At 72.2% G+C, this 21,864-nt stretch carries 18 protein-coding genes; 8 read left to right on the top strand and 10 right to left on the bottom strand.

The genetic code is table 11. From position 1 onward, the window contains the following. Positions 1-14: 14 nt before the first annotated feature. Together ABEB03_RS29670 and ABEB03_RS29665 are read right to left on the bottom strand one after the other, a co-directional pair. Positions 15-896, bottom strand: a complete 882-nt coding sequence (locus tag ABEB03_RS29670; RefSeq protein WP_345655953.1) for a diacylglycerol kinase family protein — start codon at positions 894-896, stop codon at positions 15-17. Positions 897-977: 81 nt separating this feature from the next. Beyond that, positions 978-2,570 carry an FAD-binding oxidoreductase gene (locus ABEB03_RS29665; RefSeq protein WP_345655952.1) on the bottom strand — a complete coding sequence of 531 codons (1,593 nt, stop codon included), beginning with the start codon at positions 2,568-2,570 and terminating at the stop codon, positions 978-980. Positions 2,571-2,645: 75 nt separating this feature from the next. Between ABEB03_RS29665 and ABEB03_RS29660 the strand changes: the two genes are divergently transcribed. From ABEB03_RS29660 to ABEB03_RS29645, 4 genes are all read left to right on the top strand, one after another. Beyond that, positions 2,646-3,245 carry a TetR/AcrR family transcriptional regulator gene (locus tag ABEB03_RS29660; protein WP_345655950.1) on the top strand — a complete coding sequence of 200 codons (600 nt, stop codon included), beginning with the start codon at positions 2,646-2,648 and terminating at the stop codon, positions 3,243-3,245. Then, positions 3,242-4,840, top strand: a complete 1,599-nt coding sequence (locus ABEB03_RS29655; protein WP_345655948.1) for a glycerol-3-phosphate dehydrogenase/oxidase — start codon at positions 3,242-3,244, stop codon at positions 4,838-4,840. Before ABEB03_RS29660 ends, ABEB03_RS29655 begins: the two co-directional genes overlap by 4 nt. A gap of 178 nt (positions 4,841-5,018) precedes the next feature. Continuing rightward, on the top strand, positions 5,019-6,296 hold the full coding sequence (locus ABEB03_RS29650; protein WP_425589320.1) for an LmeA family phospholipid-binding protein: 1,278 nt from the start codon (positions 5,019-5,021) through the stop codon (positions 6,294-6,296). 126 nt (positions 6,297-6,422) lie between these two features. Further along, positions 6,423-6,965, top strand: a complete 543-nt coding sequence (locus ABEB03_RS29645; protein ID WP_345655944.1) for a hypothetical protein — start codon at positions 6,423-6,425, stop codon at positions 6,963-6,965. A gap of 126 nt (positions 6,966-7,091) precedes the next feature. On the opposite strand, the gene ABEB03_RS29640 is transcribed toward ABEB03_RS29645, so the two are convergent. Continuing rightward, positions 7,092-7,565: a carboxymuconolactone decarboxylase family protein gene (locus ABEB03_RS29640; RefSeq protein WP_345655942.1), complete on the bottom strand. Its 474-nt coding sequence runs from the start codon at positions 7,563-7,565 to the stop codon at positions 7,092-7,094. A 289-nt stretch (positions 7,566-7,854) separates the two neighbouring features. Here ABEB03_RS29640 and ABEB03_RS29635 point away from each other — a divergent pair, with 289 nt between their 5' ends. Then, the gene (locus ABEB03_RS29635) at positions 7,855-8,697 is read left to right on the top strand and encodes a hypothetical protein (protein WP_345655940.1); all 843 of its coding nucleotides are present in this window, start codon (positions 7,855-7,857) and stop codon (positions 8,695-8,697) included. Positions 8,698-8,736: 39 nt separating this feature from the next. On the opposite strand, the gene ABEB03_RS29630 is transcribed toward ABEB03_RS29635, so the two are convergent. The 4 genes from ABEB03_RS29630 to ABEB03_RS29615 all read right to left on the bottom strand — a co-directional run bounded on the left by ABEB03_RS29630 (position 8,737) and on the right by ABEB03_RS29615 (position 12,581). Then, on the bottom strand, positions 8,737-10,026 hold the full coding sequence (locus ABEB03_RS29630) for an MFS transporter (RefSeq protein WP_345655938.1): 1,290 nt from the start codon (positions 10,024-10,026) through the stop codon (positions 8,737-8,739). Between the two features lie 10 nt (positions 10,027-10,036). After that, positions 10,037-10,675 (bottom strand): winged helix-turn-helix domain-containing protein, encoded by a 639-nt coding sequence (locus ABEB03_RS29625; protein WP_345655936.1) that lies wholly within the window; start codon positions 10,673-10,675, stop codon positions 10,037-10,039. A 152-nt stretch (positions 10,676-10,827) separates the two neighbouring features. Continuing rightward, positions 10,828-11,931: a sensor histidine kinase gene (locus tag ABEB03_RS29620; RefSeq protein WP_345655934.1), complete on the bottom strand. Its 1,104-nt coding sequence runs from the start codon at positions 11,929-11,931 to the stop codon at positions 10,828-10,830. Beyond that, positions 11,928-12,581: a response regulator transcription factor gene (locus ABEB03_RS29615; protein ID WP_345655932.1), complete on the bottom strand. Its 654-nt coding sequence runs from the start codon at positions 12,579-12,581 to the stop codon at positions 11,928-11,930. The genes ABEB03_RS29620 and ABEB03_RS29615 overlap by 4 nt, the downstream gene beginning before the upstream one ends. A gap of 173 nt (positions 12,582-12,754) precedes the next feature. Here ABEB03_RS29615 and ABEB03_RS29610 point away from each other — a divergent pair, with 173 nt between their 5' ends. After that, positions 12,755-13,978: a DUF418 domain-containing protein gene (locus tag ABEB03_RS29610; RefSeq protein ID WP_345655930.1), complete on the top strand. Its 1,224-nt coding sequence runs from the start codon at positions 12,755-12,757 to the stop codon at positions 13,976-13,978. Positions 13,979-14,037: 59 nt separating this feature from the next. Continuing rightward, positions 14,038-14,682, top strand: coding sequence for a histidine phosphatase family protein (locus ABEB03_RS29605; RefSeq protein ID WP_345655928.1), 645 nt, complete (start codon positions 14,038-14,040; stop codon positions 14,680-14,682). Positions 14,683-15,134: 452 nt separating this feature from the next. Here ABEB03_RS29605 and ABEB03_RS29600 read toward each other — a convergent pair whose 3' ends face one another. From ABEB03_RS29600 to ABEB03_RS29590, 3 genes are read right to left on the bottom strand one after another with little or no spacing between them, the layout of a single operon-like run. After that, on the bottom strand, positions 15,135-16,502 hold the full coding sequence (locus ABEB03_RS29600) for an extracellular solute-binding protein (protein ID WP_425589322.1): 1,368 nt from the start codon (positions 16,500-16,502) through the stop codon (positions 15,135-15,137). Between the two features lie 47 nt (positions 16,503-16,549). Further along, positions 16,550-19,318, bottom strand: coding sequence for a VWA domain-containing protein (locus ABEB03_RS29595; RefSeq protein WP_345655924.1), 2,769 nt, complete (start codon positions 19,316-19,318; stop codon positions 16,550-16,552). 4 nt (positions 19,319-19,322) lie between these two features. Continuing rightward, positions 19,323-19,700: a hypothetical protein gene (locus ABEB03_RS29590; protein WP_345655922.1), complete on the bottom strand. Its 378-nt coding sequence runs from the start codon at positions 19,698-19,700 to the stop codon at positions 19,323-19,325. Positions 19,701-19,981: 281 nt separating this feature from the next. Here ABEB03_RS29590 and ABEB03_RS29585 point away from each other — a divergent pair, with 281 nt between their 5' ends. Next, complete coding sequence (locus ABEB03_RS29585; protein WP_345655920.1) at positions 19,982-21,847, top strand: family 20 glycosylhydrolase; 1,866 nt, start codon at positions 19,982-19,984, stop codon at positions 21,845-21,847. Positions 21,848-21,864: the final 17 nt, after the last annotated feature.

The raw sequence follows: 21,864 nt of genomic DNA, 5'->3' as shown, positions 1-21,864 counted from the left end.
GGACGGCGTGGCGGTCAGGCCAGTACGGCCAGATCGCCCGGCCGCACCCGTGCGGTGACGGGGAGGACGGCCTCGACCTCGCCGTCGGCCCCGTAGGGCACCGGCCGGTCGGCCTCGATGCGGATCTCCCGGCCCGTCAGGATCTCCACCTCGGGCCGGTCGATGTGGCTGCCGGTCTTGAGCTCGTTCATCAGGGCGAAGAACAGCCGGCGCGGGGCCTCCCGGATCATGACGACGTCCAGCACGCCGTCGTCCACCCGGGCGGCCGGGGCGATGATGCGCCCGGAGCCGTAGTAGGCGGAGTTGGCGGCCACGACGGTGTAGCCGCGGTGGAGGTGTTCCTCTCCGTCGACGGTGACCCGGTAGGACGCCGGACGCCAGCTCGTGACCGCGCGCAGACCGCCGGCGTAGTAGGAGGCGGCCCCGCGCAGTACGCGCGCCTGGTTGGCGTGCCGGTTGGCGAGCGCGTCGACGCCCGCGTACACGCTGCCCAGGACCACGGTGCGCGGGTGCACGGCCGACTCCACCTCGATCGTGTCGACCTGACGTGGTTCGTTCTCGAGCAGGACGCGTGCCAGGTCCGCGGCGCCGGGGGGCAGTCGGAGCGCGCGGGCGAAGTCGTTGCCGCGGCCGGCGGGCACCAGGCCCAGGACGGTGCCCGTTCCGCTGAGGGCGCCCCCGATGCCGCCCGCCATCCCGTCACCGCCCACGGCGAGCACGACGCGTCCCTGTTCCCCGGCGCGGCGTGCGAGGTCCTGGGCGTGCGACAGGCTGCGGCTGTACTCGGTCTCCAGCCCGGCTCCGGCCTCCCGCAGCAGTCGGGCGACCTGGAGCAGCGCCGCCGCCCCGGTGGAGCCGCCCGCTGTGGGATTGACGACGGCGGTGAACTGTCGCATCGGTGTGCCTCCGGACGGTGACGGGTGGATCGGAGCGGGGGACGGGCGGAGCTTCGGTGAGCGAACGGCGCTGGGACCCGGTCAGTCGACGGGCAGCAGGATCCCGGGGCTGAGGAGGCCGTCGGGGTCGAGCCGCCGTTTGACGGCACGCAGGGCCTCGACGCCGAGCGGCCCGGCCTCGCGGACGTACCAGTCGCGGTGGTCGGTGCCCACGCCGTGGTGGTGGGTGATCGTGCCGCCCGCGTTCAGCACGGCCTCGTTCGCGGCCCGCTTGGCCGGCTCCCAGTGGGCCACGGCGTCGTCGCCTTGCGCGGAGACCACGGTGAAGTACAGCGAGGCGCCGTTCTCGTAGACGTGCGAGATGTGGCACATGACCAGGGGAGGGGTGCCCGCGGCGGTGAGGGTCTCGGTCAGTGCGGTGCGGACGGCCGCGTACAGCTCCGGGATCCGGGACCAGAACGTCGCGGTCTCCAGCGTCTCGGCGAAGGCGCCGGCGTCGAGCAGGGAGTCCCGCAGGTACGGCGCCGAGTAGCGGCCGTGGGCCCAGCGTTCGCCCGGCTCGGCGCCCAGGTAGGTGCCTCCGGCGGCGCGCAGGACCTCTGCGGCGCGTTCACGGCGGTACGTCGTGTCCTCCTCGGTCCCCTCGTACCCGGCGATCGCCATGCAGCCGGCGCTCGACGGGACCTCGGCCGCACCGATGGCGTCGGGCTGGGCGAGTCCGACGAAGGTCTCGGTCTCGTCGGACAGCCGCAGCACCGTGGGGCGCGGACCGTCCTGGGCGAGGCGGCGCAGGGCGGTGGCGCCTTCTTCGAACGAGGCGAAGCGCCAGCCTTCGTAGACGCGGGTGTGCGGCACCGGGCGGACCCGGACCGTGACGGCGGTGATCACCCCGAAGGCGCCCTCGGAGCCGAGGATCAGCTGGCGGAGGTCGGGGCCGGCCGCCGAGCGCGGCGCCCGGCCGACGTCGAGGGTGCCCTCGGGCGTGGCGAGGGTCAGGCCGAGGACCATCTCGTCGAAGCGGCCGTATCCGGCGGAGGCCTGTCCGCTGGAGCGGGCCGCGGCGAACCCGCCGATGGTGGCCCACTCGTAGGACTGGGGGAAGTGCCCGAGCGTGAACCCGTACTCGGCGAGGAGAGCCTCGGCGTCGGGTGCGCGCAGCCCCGGTTGCAGTGTCGCGGTGCGCGAGACGGGGTCGATGTCGAGCAGGCCGTTCATACGGCGCAGGTCGAGCGCGACGAAGGAGCGCCGCTCGGGGGCCAGGCCGCCGACGACGGAGGTGCCGCCGCCGAACGGGACGACCGCGAGGCCGTGTTCGGCGCACACCCGCAGGACGGCGACGACGTCGTCGTGGGAGGCGGGCAGGACCACGGCGGCGGGGGCGTCCTCGACGTCTCCGGCGCGGATCCGCAGCAGATCGGGCGTGGACTTGCCGCGGGTGTGCCTGATCCGGCTCTCCGCGTCGGTGCGCACGTGGGCCTCGCCGCCGACGGCGTCCGCCAGCGCCTTCGACGTGGCGGGGTCCAGCGAGGACTCCGGGACGGAGATCTCGTCGAGAGCGCGTGCGTCGGTGTCCCGCGGCTTGACGCCGAGCAGGTCCCGCAGCAGTCCGGTCACCGAGTCGGGCAGCGGGGCTGCCTTGGCGGGGTCGCCCCAGCCACTCCACAGCATGTCCATGAACGGTTGTCCTCATCGGTCGGTTCGCGACGTGCCGTCTCCCGCACGGCCGCTCAGGGCGTTACACTGTTACACATGACGCCTATTCGTCACAACCACTCGGACAGCGATCCCGTTCTCGACGCCGTGCGCGACTGCGTGCTGGCCGTCGGAGTCCGGCGCACCACCCTGACCGACGTGGCCCGCCGCGCCGGCGTCTCGCGCATGACGCTCTACCGTCGCTGGCCCGACGTACGCTCGCTCGTCGGCGATCTGATGACCCGTGAGTGGATCGACGTGGCCACCGAGGCCATGCCGCAGCGCCGACCGGACCGGGAGATGCGCGGGCTGATCGTGGACGGCCTGGTGACCGGAGTGGCCGCCTTCCGTGACCACCCGCTCTTCCGCAAGATCATCGACGTCGACCCCGAACTGCTGCTGCCCTACGTACTGGACCGCCGCGGAGCCAGCCAGGACGCTCTCCTGGACCTCCTCGCCGAAGCCCTGCGCGAAGGCCATGCCGACGGATCGGTGCGGCACGTCCCGGTGACGCGGCAGGCCCGCTCGGTGCTGCTCGTCGTGCAGTCCTTCACCTTGTCCCTGCGGACCATGACCGACGAGGACGACCCCGAACTGACCGGCACCGCCTTCCTCGACGAACTGCGCACCCTTCTGGAGAGGACCCTCACGCCATGAGCCCCACAAGCAGTGCGTCCCCCTCGACCGCCCCGGCCCCCGGTTCGTCGCTCAACGCCGCCCGCCGCCGCCGCGAACTGGCCGAGGCCGTGAACGGCGACATCGTGGACGTACTGGTCGTCGGACTCGGCGCCACCGGCGCCGGGGTCGCCCTGGACGCCGCCGCGCGCGGCCTCAGCGTCGTCGCGGTCGACGCGCACGACCTCGCCTTCGGCACCTCGCGCTGGAGCTCCAAGCTCATCCACGGCGGGCTGCGCTATCTGGCCTCCGCGCAACTCGACGTCGCCCACGAGAGCGCGGTCGAACGCGGTGTCCTGATGGAGCGCACCGCCCCGCACCTGGTGCGCGCCCAGCCCTTCGTACTGCCCCTGACGCCGCTCGTGTCACGCGGTCAGGCATCCCTGGCCTGGGCCGGCTTCCGGGCGGGCGACACCCTGCGGCTGGCGGCCCGCACCTCACGCGCCACCCTGCCCGCACCGCGTCGCCTGTCCGCGGTCGAGGCCCGGCACCTGGCGCCCTCGGTACGCCCGGACGGCTTGCGCGGCGGCCTCCTGTCCTGGGACGGCCGGGTGACCGACGACGCCCGCCTCGTCACCGCCCTCGCCCGCACCGCCGCCGCGCACGGCGCGAAGATCCTCACCAGGGCCAGGGTGCTGGAAGCCGGAGGGAGCGGCGCCCGCGTCCGCGACGAACTCACCGGAGAACAGGGCGAGATCAGGGCCAGAGCCGTCATCAACGCCTCCGGCGTATGGGCGGGCGACCTCGTCGACGGCATCCGGATCCGCCCCTCGCGCGGCACTCATCTGGTCCTGCGCGCCGACCTGTTCGGCCCTCTGCCGGCCGGCCTGCACATACCGATCCCCGGAGAGACCAACCGGTTCGTCCTCGTCCTGCCCCAGGGCGACGGACGCGTCTACGTCGGCCTCACCGACGAACCCGTCGACGGGGACATCCCGGACGTGCCCGAAGTGCCCGAGTCGGACATCGGTTTCCTGCTGGACGTCCTGGGCTCCGCGCTGGACGTCCCCGTGCGGCGCCACGACGTCGTCGGCGCCTTCGCGGGACTGCGCCCCCTGCTGGACGCCGAGCCGACGCGGTCGGGGGAGGAGACCCGCACCTCCGACATCTCACGCCGGCACGCGGTCCTGACCTCGGGCGAGGGCGTGATCACCGTGGTCGGCGGCAAGCTCACCACCTACCGGCGCATGGCGCAGGACGCCGTCGACACCGCCGTCGAGGCCCGCCGCCTCCGCGCCGGTGCCTCGACCACCGCGTCCCTGCCGCTGGTCGGAGCCGCCGCCCCCGACCGGCTCGGCGCGCTGCCCGCACCCGGCCACCTGATCCGGCGCTACGGCACCGAGGCCCCCGCCGTCCACGCCCTCGCCGCACGCGACCCCCACCTGAACGATCCCGTGTTGCCCGGCCACCCCGTCACGCGCGCCGCCCTGCTGTGGGCCGCGCTGCACGAGGGCGCCCTGGACGAGGACGACCTCCTCGACCGGCGCACCCGGATCGGCCTCGTGCCGCAGGACCGCACGGCGGCCTCGGCCGCGGCCCGGGAAGCGCTCGACACGGCCACCACCCAGCCGGCCTGACGCCCCGTATGCCACGCCACGGACGCGGGCGGCGATGCGCACCGACCGGTGCCGGGCCGTCCGCGCCCCTGGGGACGAGCCGCACGGTCCTGTGAGTGTGACCGTCAACTCACCTGTTTCAGGCCTTATTTCAGCGAGGACTTGCACTTCTGGCGCCGCTATATGATCAAATTTGCTGATGCGTACCCCCCACCACATAGACACGCATCGCTCCGGCCGTTCACCGGCGCCCGGTGAACACCGCGTCCCGTCAGACGGGATGCCGCCCCCCGAGGTTCCCCCCGTCCGCAATCCCTATGACGAACTGGCGGCCCTGGCGGACCCACCGCACGACGGCCTGCGGACCGCGCGCGACCGGTCGGAAGGAGAGCCGTCCGACGACGAGGAACCCTGGTCGCCGCCCAACCACCGGCGGGGCAGCCGCCGTCGCAACCGCGCCACCGGACTGCCCACCGTCTTCAAGTGCGCCGTCTGGCTCCTCACCGCGACCTGCCTGGTCACACTCGCCGATCGCTGGGCCGCCCTCTACGCCGAGCACAAGGCCTCGCAGAAGCTCAAGGACCAGCTGGACCTCGCCGCGGCCCCCGAAGTCAGCATCGGCGGCTTCCCCTTCCTCACCCAACTCGCCGCTCAGCGACTCGATTCGGTCAGCGTCACCGTCCCCGACGTGGCCGCCCGCAGGGTCACGCTGACCCGGATCACCGCCACCGCGCGCGACGTACGCATCGACGGCGACGGCCCCACCTCGATACGCGGCGCGCTCGTGCGGCAACTGCGCGGCCGGGTACAGCTGTCGTTCGCCGACATGAACCGTGAACTCGGCGCCTCCCAGGTGTCGTTCTCCTCGAACGGGGCCGACCGTGTCCTGGCCCGCGGCGCGCTCCCCGTCGCCGGACACGATCTGCGGGTACGGGCCGACGCACACATACGGCGCGAGGGCGACCGGGGCATCGCCCTGTCCGTCGACGGCATGCGGCTCGACATCGGTCACCTGGCCACCTACCGGCCCGGCACCCGCGCTTCGGAAGGGCTCCATCTGACGCCCGCCTCCGCGCGCCGGCTCACCCGCGAGAGCGAGAAGATCCGGGCCTTCCTCTCCGTTCCCGCGATCGTGCACCGCCTCGGGGTGCCCGACTCCCTCGTGCAGGCCGCACTGCGCGACGACGACAAGCTCCACCGGCTGACCGGCGCGCCCCGCTTCGTCCACGACCTGATGAGCCTCAACCTGGTCGACGTGGCACTGGCCCACCCCGGACTCCTCAAGCGGGTCGGCCTCGACCCGTCCCTGCTGACCGCGCTGACGCGGCTCACCCGCCCCGAGATCGCCGACCGCTTCTCCTTCTCCTTCCAGCTGCCGAAGCCGCGATCGGGGGACGTGCGCCTGCTCGACGTGGCGGTGGAGAAGGACGGAATCCGCGCCGACGTCACGGGGACGGGACTGCTGGTCGGCCACTGAGCCGTCCGGAGATCCCGAGGCGAAGGAACTCCGACCGGGTGCAACAGGGCCGGGACACGGCCCTGTTGTCCGCCGCCCGCCGTGAACGACAATGCCCCCACAGAGCCACGAGGGAGCGGGGGCGGCATGGACCGGGATCTCACACGGGCGTGGTGGTGGGGAGTCGTTCTCACCGCACTGGTACTCGGTGTGCTGCGGCTGACAGGCGGATACGACGGTGACGTACTGTCCGTGCTGACGCTGGCGTTCCTCACGAGCGTCGCCGGCGTGGTCCCCACACACGCTCTCGCCTTCGCGTGGCCGGCGAGAGGCCGTCGTCGCGTCCCCGGTTGGACCGCCTGCCTCGCTGCCGCCGTGCTGGTGTCGGCCGCCCTCTCACTGCTGGCCTCGATGATTCTCATGGGCCTGCCCCACGGTGCGGAGTCCGCACTGTCCTGGACGGACACACTCCGGCGCACGACCTGGATCGCCGGCGTTCTCGTCCCTGCCGCGGTCGGCACGTATGCGGTGATCGGCCTCGGCCACCGGCTTCGGACACGAGCCGCCTACCGCGCTCGGCCCGAAGCGCGCGGAGCCGCCGACCTCGTCGGCGCCGTGCGTCCGTGGACCGAGGCGGCCGGTCCCGCCGACCGGTCCCGGCTCTCCAAGCGTGGTGGCCTGCACCGTTGACCCGGCCGGGTGCTGCCCCGGAGTCCGGCTGCGGAGCCCGCCTCCCGTATGCGTCACCTGACGGGCGGCGAGCCCGACCCATGACGCGGACCGGGCTCGCCGACTCCACTCGTGACGACGGTGGTGTCAGCCGAACATCCCGGGCTGGTAGTCGCCGGCGGGCTGCTGGACCATCACGTTCAGGCGGTTGAAGGCGTTGATGACGGCGATGATCGACACCAGGGCGACGAGCTGCTCCTCGTCGTAGTACTTGGCGGCATTCGCCCAGGCATCGTCCGTGACCCCGCCGGCCGCGTCCGCGATGCGGGTGCCCTGCTCCGCCAGCTCCAGGGCCGCACGCTCCGCATCGGTGAACACGGTGGCCTCCCGCCAGGCCGCGACCAGGCCGAGGCGCACCGAGGTCTCACCGGCGTGGGCGGCGTCCTTGGTGTGCATGTCGGTGCAGAAGCTGCAGCCGTTGATCTGGCTGGCGCGGAGCTTCACCAGTTCCTGGGTCGAGGCAGGCAGCGTCGAGTCCGCGATCACCTTGCCTGCCGAGGTGAAGTGCTTCAGGGCCTTGGCGGCGAGCGGGCTGTCGAAGAGGTTCAGACGGGCTTCCATGGTGCACTCCTTGCCGTGGTGGGCGATACGCCTCTATGACGGGCCGACTCCGCGAGATGTGACATCGGTGTGTGTGACGCCCGTCTCCCCACGCGGACGCCGGTTCTGCCAGGGCCGCTCCACGACCGCGGCGGACGGGAACGGCCGTCGCGGTACACGCGTCGGCCGCGCGAAGCGGGTCTTCTGCTGCCGGGGGTCTGCCGGGGGTCCGGAGAAGGCGACGCCGCCCGGTGGACCTCGGCGGCGTTTCGCAGGCGGGGCGGCATCGGAGGCGATCTACGCTCGGCCCGTGGGACAACCCGAGCAACGCGCCGAGGGCGCGGGACCGTTCACCACCCGGCTCACCTGGCACCTTCCCGGCGGCGGCACCGCCGTGTGGGAGTCGCGGCTCGCGCGACGGCGGGGCGTCATGGCCGTGCGCCCGCCCGGCGCACCCACGAGCCGGCACACCAGCGCCGACGAGATCGGGCTCCGCCGTCTGCGCAGGCTCAACGCCACCGCCGCTGTCGCCTTCGTCATCGGCGGCGCCCTCTTCGCGGCCGGTGCCGGTGTCGCCCAGGTCGGCTCCGGAGACGCCACCACCTGCGCCTCGATCTACTTCGCCGGCGGACTCTTCTTCAACACCGGCGGCTACGTCTCCCTGCTCCAGGTGATCAACGCTCCCCGCCACGTGCCCGGCGGCGAAGGACGACTCGTCACCCACGGCTGGCGCTGGTGGAGTTACGAACCGGGCCGGGTCGACTGGCTGAGCACGTTCGTCCTCTTCGCCGGCACGCTGGTGTTCGGCGTCAACCTGCTGGACTCCTTCCTCCAGGGGCTGAGCGTGCAGCAGGTGAACCGGCTGATCTGGACCCCGGACGTGATCGGCTGCGTCCTCTTCCTGGTCTCCGGTCACCTCGCCTTCGCCGAGATCTGCCACGGCCGGATGTGCTTCCGCCGCCGCAGTCTCGGCTGGTGGATCGTCGCCGTGAACCAGCTCGGCTCCGTCCTCTTCATGATCTCGGCGCTCGCCGCCTACACCCGCCCCGCCACCGGCAGCCTGATCAACGCCGACATCGCCAACTGGGGCACCTTCGGCGGAGCCTTGTGCTTCTCCGTCGGCGGCTTCCTCCAGCTGTGCGAACGCCCGTGAGCCGGGACGGCGATCGGCGGCTGGATGCGGAGCGCGCGGTCACGGTCTGCGTCTCCGCAGGGGGAGCGGGACCAGGCGGCGTGAGACGGTCGTACCACCGGTGGTGACGGTTGCTCCACCCGTGCTCGCGGTCCGGGCGGCCGTCACCGCGCCGTGGCGCTGTTCGGGTCGCGTGGTCAGGTAGAGCGTGGCGAGGGCGAGCACGCCGGCGACGAGGTAACACAGGTCGCGGTAAGGGAGCACGGACATCAGTGCGGCTCCGGTGGCGATGCCCAGCGATTGCCCGCCGCTGACGAGGAAGTTGTCGACTCCCGCGACCCTGCCCATCAGTTCGTTCGGGGTGTTGAGCTGCATCGCGGTGATGGCGCCGACGGTGACGAACGGCAGGCCGAGTCCCAGCAGCCCGGAGCCGGCGATGACCACGGCGTCGTCGGGTACGGCCAGGACCAGTGCGCACACGCCGGTGACGGCGAGTCCCGCGGCGGTGAGCCGGCCCGGGCCGAGGCGTTCGACGAGGACTCCGGCCGAGAGTCCCCCGATGACGCCGGTGATTCCCATGGCCGTGACGATGACGCCGGCCCAGGACGGTGAGTGGTGCAGCCCCGTGGTGACGATCGCGATCCCCAGCGTCTCGAAGAAGCCCATGACGAAGATCCCCGCGGTCAACGTGACGGTCAGTTGGCGCAGGACGGGTGTCCTGACGAGAAACGCGAAGCCGGCAGCGGTCTCCCGCGGCCAGTGCGTCCCGGAGGGGGAGGGCCTGTCCTCGTCGACATCGATGAGGGCCCAGCAGGCCACGCCGACCGCGAACGAGGCCGCGTCCAGGAGCGCCACGGCGCTGCCGCCGTACAGGGCGAGCAGCCCCACGCCGAGCGCCGGAGCGATCAGGCGCTGGCCCTGCAACAGCGCCTGGGAGATCCCGTTCGCCCGGCCCAGCAGCTCCTTGGGCACCATCATCGGCAGCAGCGCGGCCGTGGCCGATCCGGAGATCGTGCCGGAAAGGCCGTAGAGGAACATGACGGCGTAGATCATCCAGACCTGGTCGGCGCGGTGGACCAGGGTGAGCGACAGCACCAGCAGGCCGGTCACCGAGTTGGTGACCAGGATGAGGGGCTTGCGGCGGACCCGGTCGACGAGCAGCCCTGTCAGCGGTGACAGCAGAGTCCCCGCGCTGAGGAAGAAGAGGCACAGCCCCGCCATCGAGGTCGAGCCCGTCAGCTCCTTGACCCAGATTCCGGCGGCCAGCCAGAGCGCGTGGTCGCCGATCTGGCTGAGGCTGTTGCCGAGGAAGTACAGACGCATGCGCGGTGTCGTCAGCAATTCGCCCATGTCGTCGCCGTCACGCTTCCGGATCGGCGGGGGCGAGGGTCTCGAAGGGATGCGTGAAGACCAGCATTTCGAAGGGGGTCGATCCCTCGGGGCGCTGAGCCGGATCGGTGAGGCGGTCCGCGAACCGCATCAGGATGTCCGTGATCCCGGCCTGTGCCTCCTGGATTTCGGCCGCCGTGCCGAAGACGACGAACTGGCTGCTGTCACTGACGGCGCGCACGTCGGCGGGGTACTGCTCGCGGTGGCTCTCGTAGTGGCGCATCCGGCTCAGCCAGCGGTCGAGCAGCACCTCGCCGAGGGCGTGCGCGGCATGGCTCACGGTCGGGTCCGGAGCGTCGGTGTCGAACCGTATGCCGGTGTTGCCGAGTTTCCACGGCCGCTCCCGGCCGCTCCCGCCCTCCGCCTCGACGACGTACCCGTACTTCGCCAGCGTCCGCAGGTGGTAGGAGACGTTCGGGACGCTGCCGCCGACGATCCGCGCCGCTTCGGTGGCGGTGAGGGGGCCGCCGACCGCCACCGCCTCCAGCAGGGCGACACGTGTCGGGTGTGCCAGTGCGCGCAGCGCTCGCGCGTCCGTGACCTTCGGGGGAGCGGAGTACGAGGCGCCGGGGTCCGCCGCCGGTGCCTGCTCACGGTCTGCATCGCTCATGCACGGGACTCTAGACGGGAAACAACTCTTTCGAAAGAAGTATTGCGAAAGACTTGTTGCGTGATGAGGGAACCGTCGCACGCCGTGGATCCGCACCGGTGCCACGGCTCTGTGCGTGTGGCGCACGGAGGTCGGGGCGATCACGCACCTCGTCACACCGCACTGTTCGCCGGAAGCCGCAGGCTGAGTTCGTAGCCGCCGTCGGGTGTCGGGCCGGAGGTGACCACGCCGCCGAGGAGCGCGGCGCGCTGGTTCAGGCCGATCAGGCCGTAGTGCGCGCTGGGCAGGGGGAGGGCGGGACGGGTCGGCGCCGAGTTGGTGACCGTGACCTGCACGGCGCCCCCCTCGGTACCCATGCGCACGGTCGCGTCGGCGCCCGGGGCGTGCTTGCGGACGTTCGTCAGCGCCTCCTGGACCGTGCGGTAGATGGCGCGCTGCACGGGCGGCGAAAGGCCCTCGGGCAGGTCCATGTGCAGCTCGGCCTCGATGCCGCTGTTGTCGACCAGCTGCCGCAGATCGGCCAGCGAAGGCTGCGGTGTCAGCTCCGTCGGGCGGCCCCCGGAGGCGCGCAGGACGCTGACCATGTGGCGCAGTTCGTCCAGGGTCTGGACGCTCAGCCGTCGGATGGTGATCGCGGCCTCCCTCGCCTCGGCGTCCCGCGCGCCGACCTGGAGCGCTCCGGCCCGTACCGCGATCAGGCTGACCTGGTGCGAGACGACGTCATGCATCTCCCGGGCGAGCTGGGCCCGTTCCCGGGCCAGCACGGTCTGGTCGGTGAGCATCCGCTCGTGGTCGCGTGCCTCGGAGATCTCGGCGATCCGCAGCGAGAGGTCGCGCCGGGTCTGGACGAGCTGGCCGAGGAACACCGCCGCACCCGCGGTGCCGCCGGTGTAGCCGAAAGTGACCAGCGTCGACGGCTCCGACAGATCCAGGTGCGGGTTCGGCCACGAGGTCAGGTCGCTGATGGTGAACGCCACCGCGCACATGGCCAGCAGGACACGGCGCCGGCTGTGCGAGGAGAGCGTGTACAGCGCGGCCAGCGCGGAGAAGACCGCGTCGGAGAACAGGACCGCCGGCATCGTGAGCAGGAACGTGAAGAACGGCCACCGGCGCCGCAGCAGCAGCGAGAAGGCCGCGACCAGGGCGCACGCCATGCGCAGCGGCTCGGTGCTGTCGAAATGCGCCCAGACGTCGAGCAGTGACACAGCGACGAGCGCGGCGTCCGCCAGGGGGCCGTGCCAGCGGCGGGAGTTCATTCCCGTTCCTTCTTCAGGAGGCCGGCCTGCTGGGCGAGCAGGGCCGCCTGCACCCGGCCGCCCACCTCCAGCTTGGTGAGGATCGCGCTCACATGGTCCTTCACCGTGCCCGTGCTCAAGTGCATGCGTCCGGCGATGTCGGCGTTGGAGAGCCCCTCGGCGACGAGTACGAGCACGTCGCGCTCGCGGTCCGTGAGCCGGTCGAGGCAGTGGGTCGCGGCGCCGGGGGAGGCGGCCTCCAGGTAGCCGTCCACGACGGCCCTGGTGACCTTCGACGACAGGACGGTGCCGCCGTCGGCCAGCGTTCGCACCAGGAACGGCAGCTCCTCGGGGTCGGTGTCCTTGAGCAGGAATCCGGCGGCGCCCGAGCGGAGGGCCGCTTCCACGTACTCGTCCATGTCGAAGGTGGTGAGCATGGCCACCACCGGAGGATCCGGCTGCCGGCGCAGCGCGGCCAGGACGGTCAGGCCGTCCACGTCCGGCATCCGGATGTCGAGCAGTACGACGTCGGGCCGTACCTCCTCGGCCGTGCGGATCGCGTCGCCACCGGGTACCGCCGCGACGACCTCGATACCGCTCGCGGCGTCGAGAATCCGCTGGAAGCCCGTCCGGATCAGGGCTTCGTCGTCGACCACCAGTACCCGGATCACCTGTGCTCCACTCGCCGCCGGACCACTGTCCGATTCGTACCACGGCCGGGGACGCTCCGCCCGGCGCCCCGCGCCGGACGGTCGGCGGACAGGGCCGGGCCAGCCACTCGGCGGGGTGGTTGCGGACACCTGCCGGATGGTTTTCGCCCACGCGGTCACGAACTGTGGAACGCATGAGGCATGGCGTATCCGAAGCCGTCCCGTACACGGCGCCGCTCACGGAGGGCTCCCCCTTCGGCACCCCGTCCACGGGACGCCTGATCGGCCTGGACCTGGCTCGCGGTCTGGCGATCTTCGGCATGTTCGCCGCCCATGTGGGACCGGACCCTTCGGTGGGTGGCCCGCTGGGGTGGGCGATGGAGGTCTCCCACGGCCGGTCGTCCGCGCTGTTCGCCCTCCTCGCGGGGTTCACCCTGGTCCTGATCACGGGCCGCCCGCAGCCGCGGACCGGGCGACCGGGCCGGCAGGCCGTGGGACGGGTGCTGATCCGGGCCGCCGTGCTGATGGCCGTGGGCTACGTACTCACCGCCATGGACACGTCGGTCGACGTGATCCTCGCCAGTTACGGGCTCCTCTTCATCCTCGTCCTTCCGCTGCACCGGCTGCGACCCGCCACCCTGGCCGTGCTGGCCGCGGCGGCGGCGCTGGTCATGCCGCAGGTTCTGTTCCTGCTGCGCATCGCGGTCGACGGCGGCAGCTGGGCCGACACGGTCGTGGCGGCCGATCCGCTGGCCCGCCTCACCGACACGGACGGGTTCCTGGAACTCTTCGTCACCGGCGAGTACCCGGTCCTGACGTGGCTCCCGTTCATCCTGGCCGGCATGGCCCTGGCCAAGGTCGACCTCACCCGGCCCCGCGTACTCGCCAGGACGGCCCGGTTCGGCGCAGCACTCGCCGTCGTCGGCTACGGAGGATCGTGGCTGGCCCTGCACCTCGTGCCGGGCGCGCAGGCCGCTGTGAGCGCGGCCACCGACGGCGGACCGGCCGCCTCGGCCTGGTGGTCCGACGCGGTCGGCGACCCCACGACCGGTGCTCCCGCCTGGCTTCTGGTGGGCGCGCCGCACAGCCAGACCACCTGGTCGATCCTCGGCAACACGGGCGTCGCCCTGTGCGTGCTCGCCACCTGCCTCATGGCCGCCGAGTACGCCGGTGTGCGGCGGGTGGCCACGCCGTTCGTCGCGGTCGGCTCCGTCTCCCTGACCGTCTACGTCGGCCACATCATCGCCATCAAGACCCTGGGCACCGACGACATGCCGGACGCCGCTGCCCTGCCGGTCCTCCTCGGCTTCATCGCAGTCGCCATGCTGCTGGCCGTGGCCTGGACCCGACGCTTCCGGCGAGGACCCCTGGAGTACATGCTCTACGCCGCCACCACACCCGCGCGCCTGATCCACTAGCCCGTGCGCGGGTCCACGCCGTCCGGCGCCATGCCGGGCCGATCAAGGAGGACAGCCCCATGACGGTCAGCCTGACATTCGTGTGTGCGACTGACGGGGACGCGACCCGGGCCCTGAGCGGCCAGTCCCCCTGCCTGACCGCCCTGCGCGGGGCGGGCAGCGCCACACCGGCGTCTCCCGCGTACTCACTGGCTGTCCGGGGGCCCTCGGCCCGCTGCGCGCACACCGCCGACGCACTGGGCCTGGAGGCGACCCCGGAGCCCGCGCTGCGCGACTTCGACCACGGCGCCTGGGACGGCTACTCCATGGCCGACGTGGCGGCCAAGGACCCCTACCGGTACTCCGTGTGGTTCACGGACCCGGATGCCGCCCCGCACGGCGGCGAGTCCATACGGCAGATCTGCCGTCGGACCGGGAACTGGCTGAGCGGCCTGCCACCCCACCCGGGACAGGCGGTGGCCGTCACCGAGTCGTCCGTCGTGCGGGCCGCCCTGGTCCACGCCCTGTCGGCTCCGATGCGAGCCTTCTGGCACTTCGACCTGCCGCCGCTGTCCGCGGTCACGCTGACGAGACGTGACGGTCACTGGCGCGTCCACCCCGGCTGCGTCATCCTCGGACGCTCCGGCCGCTGGCTCGTTCCGCCCGAGGCACCCCCGGGCCCGCGCGTTCCCGAACTCGTCAGGGCCGCACACAGCGGCATGTGACGAGCCTCCGCACGAACCCGGTCGGAGAGCGGCCGACCGGGTTCCGCACGTCGGCACCCGAGGGTTGCCGCGGACGGCGTCTCCGCGCCCAGGGGGGGCGGCTGCGGATGACGCCTCCGTGCCTCGGTGGGGCGGCTGCGGTGGACGCCTCGGCGTCAGCGGCTGCGGATGGCGCTGGTGGTGAAGAACCCGGTGGCTGCGGCGGCGATGAGAGCGCAGACGGCGAACAGCGTGGTGCGGCGCATGGGATGTCCTCTCTGAAGGTGCATGGCTGAGCACGGTGCACAACGCCGGTCGTGCCCGCCGGGGTTCGCCGTGGCCGCGTACGCCACCTGCTTGGACGCGGCCGCTCGTGGTCCTCGGCCCGCGGTTCCCGTGCCGGGGCCACGACGGCCGGAGCGGACGCCTCCGCCGCGCAGGGTACGGCCGACATCGCCCGCGGCCCGGCGCGGTCAGCCGTCCGGCAGGACGCCCCGGAGAGCCTTGTCCAGTTCCGCGGCCAGGTCGCCGTCGCTCGGCGGGTCGTCGCTGAGGAGCTTGCCGAGCGCGGTCGTGAAGGTCTGGGTGAAGGCGCCGTAGAGCGGGGTGCGCGGACGCGACACGGCCCGCGCGAGGCCCGGGAGAAGGATGGTGCGGGCGTACGCGGGCCGTCCGTCGGCGTCGCGCGGCATCCGGTCGGTGCTCTCGGCCGACGACGAGGGCGAGGGGCCGGCGGTCGCGGCTCCCCAGGGCCGCGCGGAGCGGCACGTCACGTCACCGTCCTGGTACGCGGACTTCCGCGTGGCGGCGAAACCCGCGTCGAGCAGACAGCGTTCGCTCTCCGGGCCCGTCAGGAACCCGATCAGATCGCGTGCCGCGTCCACCTGCCCGGACGAGTGCGTGACCGCGAGGTTCTGTCCGCCGAGCACCGCGGTGCCGGGCAGCGGGGCCACCCCGAGCTGCTTCGTGCTCAGCGACTGGTGGAGGGTGCGATAGGCGTACGGCCAGTGGCGCAGGAACGTGGTCCGCCCGTCGGCGAAGTCGGTGAGCGACTCGGCCTCGTCGGAGTGGAGGGCGTCCTTGAGCAGGTACGGGCCCTGGGTGCGGGTGCGCAGTTCCGCCAGCCCCTTCTCCAGGTCCTCCACGGAGGCGGTGTACCGCCCGTCCTCGTCGGTGAGGGTGACGTCGTCCGGGGCGGACGCGAACGCCTCGACACCGTTGACCGTGCGGCCCTCGTACGCGCCGAACTGCGAGGTCCAGCCCTTCTCGTAGGCGCTCGGCCGGTCCTTGCCCCGCTTCTCGTCGACCGTGCCGATCAGCGCCTTCAGCTGTGTCCAGTCGAGCCCCTCGCTCAGGTCGGTGTTCTGCACGCCGGCCTTCTCCAGATAGTCGCGGCGGTAGTAGAGCAGCCCGACGTCGCTGTTGAACGGCATCGCGTAGACCTTGCCGTCCCACCGCGCCGTCCGGGCCACGGACTTGATGACGTCCCCGTCGACCATGGTCCCGGGCAGCGTGCGGATCAGCCCCGCGTCGGCGAACTCCGGCACCCATGTGACGTCGAGGTTGATCACGTCGTACTGAGCGCTGTCGGACTGGAGCGCGCCCAGGAGCTGGCTGCGCTGCTGGTCCGCGGAGCCCGGGAGTTCCACCAGGCGGGCGTGGCGGCCCGTGTGCAGCCGGTCCTGTCGCGCGTTCCACGCGTCGACGAGCTGCTGGCGGATGCCGCCCTTGCCGGTCACGTCCCGGCCGCTGGCGACGACTATGTCGCCGGAGCCGCCGGGAGCGACCGTGGTGCCGGACGGCGCGGCCGTGCCTCCGCCGGTGCAGGCGGTGCAGGCCATGAGCAGAGCGGCGAGCACCCACCTCGCCGCCGGTGTCCGTGATGGCCTCACTCGTCCCCCGTCCCGGTGCGCGCCACTTCGTCGCGCAGGCCCGCCACGAGGTCGGTCTTGGTGTCCAGACAGCGGCCGCCGCTCGCGTCCGAGACGCGGGCGTCCGGCTTGCCCCGGTCGCAGCCGCCGCTGTCGAGGGCCGCTATGACCACCGGAACTCCCTTGTCCCCGGCCGACTCGACGAGCCTGTCCAGCTTTCCGCCGGTGAGGTGGTTGTTGTCCTCGTCGTCGGTGACGTACACGATCAGCTGGGGCCGGTCGTCGTCCTTGCCCCGCCCGGCCATGTGGTCGAGGGCGGCCGTGAGCGCCGCGTACGGGTCGGTCTCGGTGTCCTGGACGGCCGCCGTGCGGTCGATGGTCCGCTCGGCGTCCGACCGACGGTGGCGGTGGAAGGGCAGCAGCACGCGGGAGGGGCTGTCGCCGTGCGAGGCCACCGCCCATACGCCGTACTCGTCCCGGTCGCCGAGGCCGCCGAGCGACTGCTTCAGGATGCCGGGGGCGCCGCCCGGCCCCTCCCACAGGCCTCCCATGGAACCCGAGCTGTCCAGCAGGAAGAGGACCCGGCCGGGGCCGTTGGCGTTCCGGTAGCGCTGCAGGGCCGTCGTCATCGCGTCGGCGGCGGCGGGGGCCGGAAGCGCTCCGGGGTGCGCGAGCGTCCCCGCCTCCGTGTCGGGGGCGGCGAGGAAGTCGTGGGCGCCGGAGACCGCGCGGAAGCCGTCGTGGCCGAAGACGTCCAGACCGCCGCCGGGCTTCCCGCCGTGACCGCCGCCCTGCGTGAGCCAGCCGCGGAAGCGGTCGACGGCCTCGTCACGGGCCGCCTTGTCACGGTCCGCGTCCTCCCAGCGGACGCGGACGAACGTGGGGTCCAACGCCGGTACGTCCGTGGGGTACTCGGCCATCCGCCGACTGCGCGTCGGCCGGTCGCAGCCGACCCCGCTGATCATGAGGAACTCGGGCACGAGCGCTGCCGTGCGGTCGTCGACGGCACGGTCGTCGGGCAGCGTGCACAGCAGGTCGGAGCCCGTGTGCGAGGGCGGCCCCGGCTGCGCCACGCTTCCCTCCGCGCGGCTGACGCCGTCCGCCTGCGGACCGTACAGGCCGACGGTCGCCAGCAACGCCGAGTCCGTGAACTCCGGGTCCGTGCGCCGCACGTTGGCGTCCTCCTGCCGTTGGACGAGCTTCTTCCTGAGCACGGAGAGCGAACCCCCGGTCCGGTCGTCCACCGAGTCCTCGGCGATGTTCTGCGGCACGGCCAGCACCATCGGGGAGTACGCGAAGGGGCCGTGCGACTCCAGCGTCAGGTAGGTGCGCGGCGGCTCGACCGGCTGCGCCCGGGCCACGCTCGCCGACGACGCGGGGATCCAGATGTCGGGCTGCGGCCCGATGTCGCGCTGCGGGTCGAGGTCGTCGCTGACGGGGCGCTGCCACGGGTCGGACTGGTCGCGGAACCCCGTCACGGCGTCCGTGGCGCCGGCGCTGTACACCGTGATGCCGCTGCGGCGGCAACCGTCCGACGTGGTGTTCGCCGGGGACGTCAGATAGGCGTCGGCGGTCGTACGGACGGTGGACTCGATGTCCGGGTCGGTGAGCAGTCGCAGTTCGAGGGGCGGCCCGCAGGACGACTGGTCGGGGCCGGAACCGGCGGAGGCGAGATAGCCGCCGAGGCCCGCGCCGACGAGGACGGTCATGACCAGCGCCGTGCGGCGGGGCCTGCTCCGCAGCAGGCGCAGCGTCCGGCCGGCGGCGGACGGCCCGGCCGGGCCCCAGGACCGCAGACGGGGCAACAGGCGCCGCCACCACGGCGGTTCGGCGGGCCTCGCCGGATCCCCGGGGCGCGCCTGCGAGGGCGTCGAAGGCCGCCCCGGCGCGTGCGAGTGGGACGGCTGCTCCTGCTCGCCGAGGGACTCGGCGGTTCCCTTCACGGTGTCGTCCGGTGGCTCCAGGGACGGCGGCGGGTGCTCGGGAGGCGGCGGACGGCCCGGGAAGGTCGCCGGGATCCCGGACGGAGCCACGGCGGACGGGCGCGACAGCAGGACGTCCGTGTCGCCCCACCGCTGCGGCTCCCACTGTTCGTTGCGAAGAGTCGTGTGGTCGGCGGACATCTGGGCGGTGAGCGCCTGCGACAGGTCCCGGAACCCGACGTCGTTGCCCTGCCCGTCGATGCCTTCTTCCAGAAGACGCACCAGCCGTGCCGTGAACGGGGTGGGCGTGGCGTCGTCCCCCGCGTCGATCCGGTTGTTGGCCTGCACGCTCATCAGCACCGAGAAGCGGCGCTTGTCGGCGAGCGCCTCGCACACCTGGGCGGCATTGCCCGCGTTGCAGCAGTCGAGGACGACGACCACATGCCGGGCCCGGCTCGTGGCGAGCACGGTCAGCACGCTGGAGAAGGGGTCGGCCCCCGGGAACACGGCCCGGCTGCCCGGCACGACGCGCGCGTTGCGCATCTGCAGCCACAGCTCGTCGCCCGCGCTGGGCACGGCCCCGTGACCGGCGAAATAGAAGAGGAGCAGCCCTTCGGCCTCGTCGGCGGCGATGCGCAGCGACTCGCTGAAGGCGTCCAGGTACGGCGACCGGGAGACGACGACCTCTCCCTTCCGGAAGACACCGCCGTGCGACAACGTCTCCTCCAGCAGGGAGACGTTGTGCGCCACGGCGGCGAGATCGCCCGGCACTCCGTGCGGGTCGTTCGGCCGAGTGGAGTCGTACGCGGACACACCGACCAGCAGCGCCCGGTTCACCTCGCCACGCGGCTCGAAGCGGGGCACCGGCCTACCTCTCGTCGAGATGCACCGGATCGACGTCGTAGTCGGGCGGATCGCCGCTCTCCACGGAACGGCGGTTCTCGTACCAGGCCTTGACGCCCCTGCCCACCTGCTTGAACACGGTGTCGAACATGGACTGGGCGGCCGCCCCGGACAGCAGCATGAGGATCTCGATCGCGGCGCCCATCGGGGTGCCCTGTTCGTCCGTACCCTGCTGGTCGCTGCCGGCGCTCTCCTGGATCCGCAGTTCCCCGCTTCTGACCAGTTCCTCCAGGGGTTTCTCCCGCTCCAGCCACTTCTTCAGAGCGCCGATGTCGCTCTGGCTCGCGGTCCCGTCCAGCCGGACGCGGATCGCACGGGTCACCACTCCATCCCCCTCAGTCATAACTCATCATCATGGCACGCACTTCGACATCGAGGGAGGACAACGGAGCCGCCGCGTCCGGCTGCCCGGCGATCGAGGGTGATGCGCCGCCGGTGCGCCGCGAGTGACGGGCTTGGACAATCGTCGGGCACTTCTTGGACTTTCGTGCCGCGCGTGGTCCGGACCTATGAGCAGAGACACTGGTCATCCGACCTCTCCAGTAAATCACCAGCAGAGAGGTCCCGTTGACAGCCCGCGGAGGGCGACTTGAAGATCAGACCTCCGATGAATGGGAGCTGTTCATGCGTACGTTTCCAAGACGTTGGTCTCGACTGCTCGGCACCGCCGCCGCGGCGATGCTGCTGCTCACGGTGCCCCAACCGGCCGCCCAGGCACAGGAGTCGGCCCCGTCGCCCCCGCCGACGGTCCCCGCCCTCGCCGACTGGACACCCGCGCACGGCAGTTACGCCTTCGGCCACGCCACCCGCATCGTCGCCAGGGACCGGGCCGCGCTGGACGCCGCCCGCACGCTGGCCGGCGATCTGCGCGCCGCCGGCCACGGCACGGTCCCCGTGGTGCGCGCGGGCGCGCGCACCGGCGACATCGAGATCGGTGTCGACCCGGCGGCCGAGGCCACGCTCGGCGCCGAAGGATACGAACTGCGGGCCGGACAGCGCCTGTCGGTGACCGGCGCCACCGGTACGGGAGCCTTCTACGGCACCCGCACCGTGCTCCAGTTCCTGGCCCAGGGCGACCGCGTTCCCGCCGGCCACACGGTGGATGTCCCGCGCTACCGGGAGCGCGGCGTCGGCGTCTGCGCCTGCTACGTGCACATCTCGACGCGGTGGCTGGAGAACCTCGTACGCGACATGGCGTACCACAAGCTCAACCAGCTCCTGCTCGAACTCAAGGTCAAGAGCGACGCCCACCCCGAGGCCAACACCTGGGGCTACTACACCAAGGACGAGATCCGGAACCTCGTCGCCCTCGGCGAGAAGTATCACGTCGACATCATCCCCGAGATCAACTCGCCCGGTCACATGGACCCGTGGATCGCCGACCGGCCCGATCTCCAGCTGACCGACTCCGACGGCAACCGACAGCCCGCCCGCCTCGACATCACGAAGCCCGAGGCCTTCGCGTACTACCGCAGCCTCATCGACGAGTACGCGCAGGTGTTCACATCCGACTCCTGGCACATGGGCGCCGACGAGTACATGCTCGGCTCCGACTTCGCCAAGTATCCCCAGATCCTCGCCTACGCGCGGGCGCGGTACGGCGCTGACGCCACGCCCCAGGACGCCTTCATCGACTTCGTCAACCGCGTCCACGCCTACGCTGCGGCCAAGGGCAAGAAGCTGCGCATCTGGAACGACGGACTCACCGGCGCCAACACCGTACCGGTCGCGGCGGGCACCACGGTCGAGCACTGGCTCGACGTGGCCACCAAGCCGAGCCGGCTCATCGCCGAGGGCCACCCGCTGATGAACGCCGCCTACTCCCTCTACCTCGTGCGCGGTGGCTTCCACACGAACACGAAGGCGCTGTACGAACAGAGTTGGGACCCCCGCAGCTTCGAGGGCGAAAAGCTCACGTCCGCCGCGGGCGTCACCGGCGCGAAGATCAGCCTCTGGCCCGACAACGGCCGCGGGGAGACCGAGAACGAGGTCGCCGGCGCCATGGTCCCCGCGCTGCGGCACATCGCCCAGGCCACCTGGGGCGCGGCGCACCCCGACCCCACGTACGCCGAATTCACCGCACGCGGGACGGCCGTGGGACACGCACCGGGATGGCGTGACCCGACCCGGGTGCCGGTCGCCGACGGGACCTACACCTTCCGCGCCGGGGCCACCGTCGTCGACCTCGAGATCGGGCGGACCGCCGACGGCTACGTGACCCTGAAGTCCGCGTCCGACGGCACCTGCCTGGAGGTGACGGGCGGAAAGCTCACGCTGAACGTGCCGCTGGAGCCCGGTACGCCCGTGACCGGATCGGCCTGCGACCCCAGGAGCACGCTCCAGCGCTGGGAACTGGACCCCGCCCCCGGCGGCTACCGGCTGCTGAACGCGATCACCCGCATGACGGTGCACGTCACCGGCGAGGGCCGGCTCCTCCAGTACCCGCCCGACCAACAGCAGCCCACCACCTGGACATTGACCGCATCCTGACGTGAGGAGCCCCACCC

The sequence above is a fragment of the Streptomyces siamensis genome (assembly GCF_039543605.1).
In the GTDB taxonomy this organism is placed as follows: Bacteria; Actinomycetota; Actinomycetes; order Streptomycetales; family Streptomycetaceae; genus Streptomyces; species Streptomyces siamensis.
The sequence above is the reverse complement of the archived record's forward strand: the minus strand, read 5'-3'. Positions and strand labels throughout refer to the sequence as shown.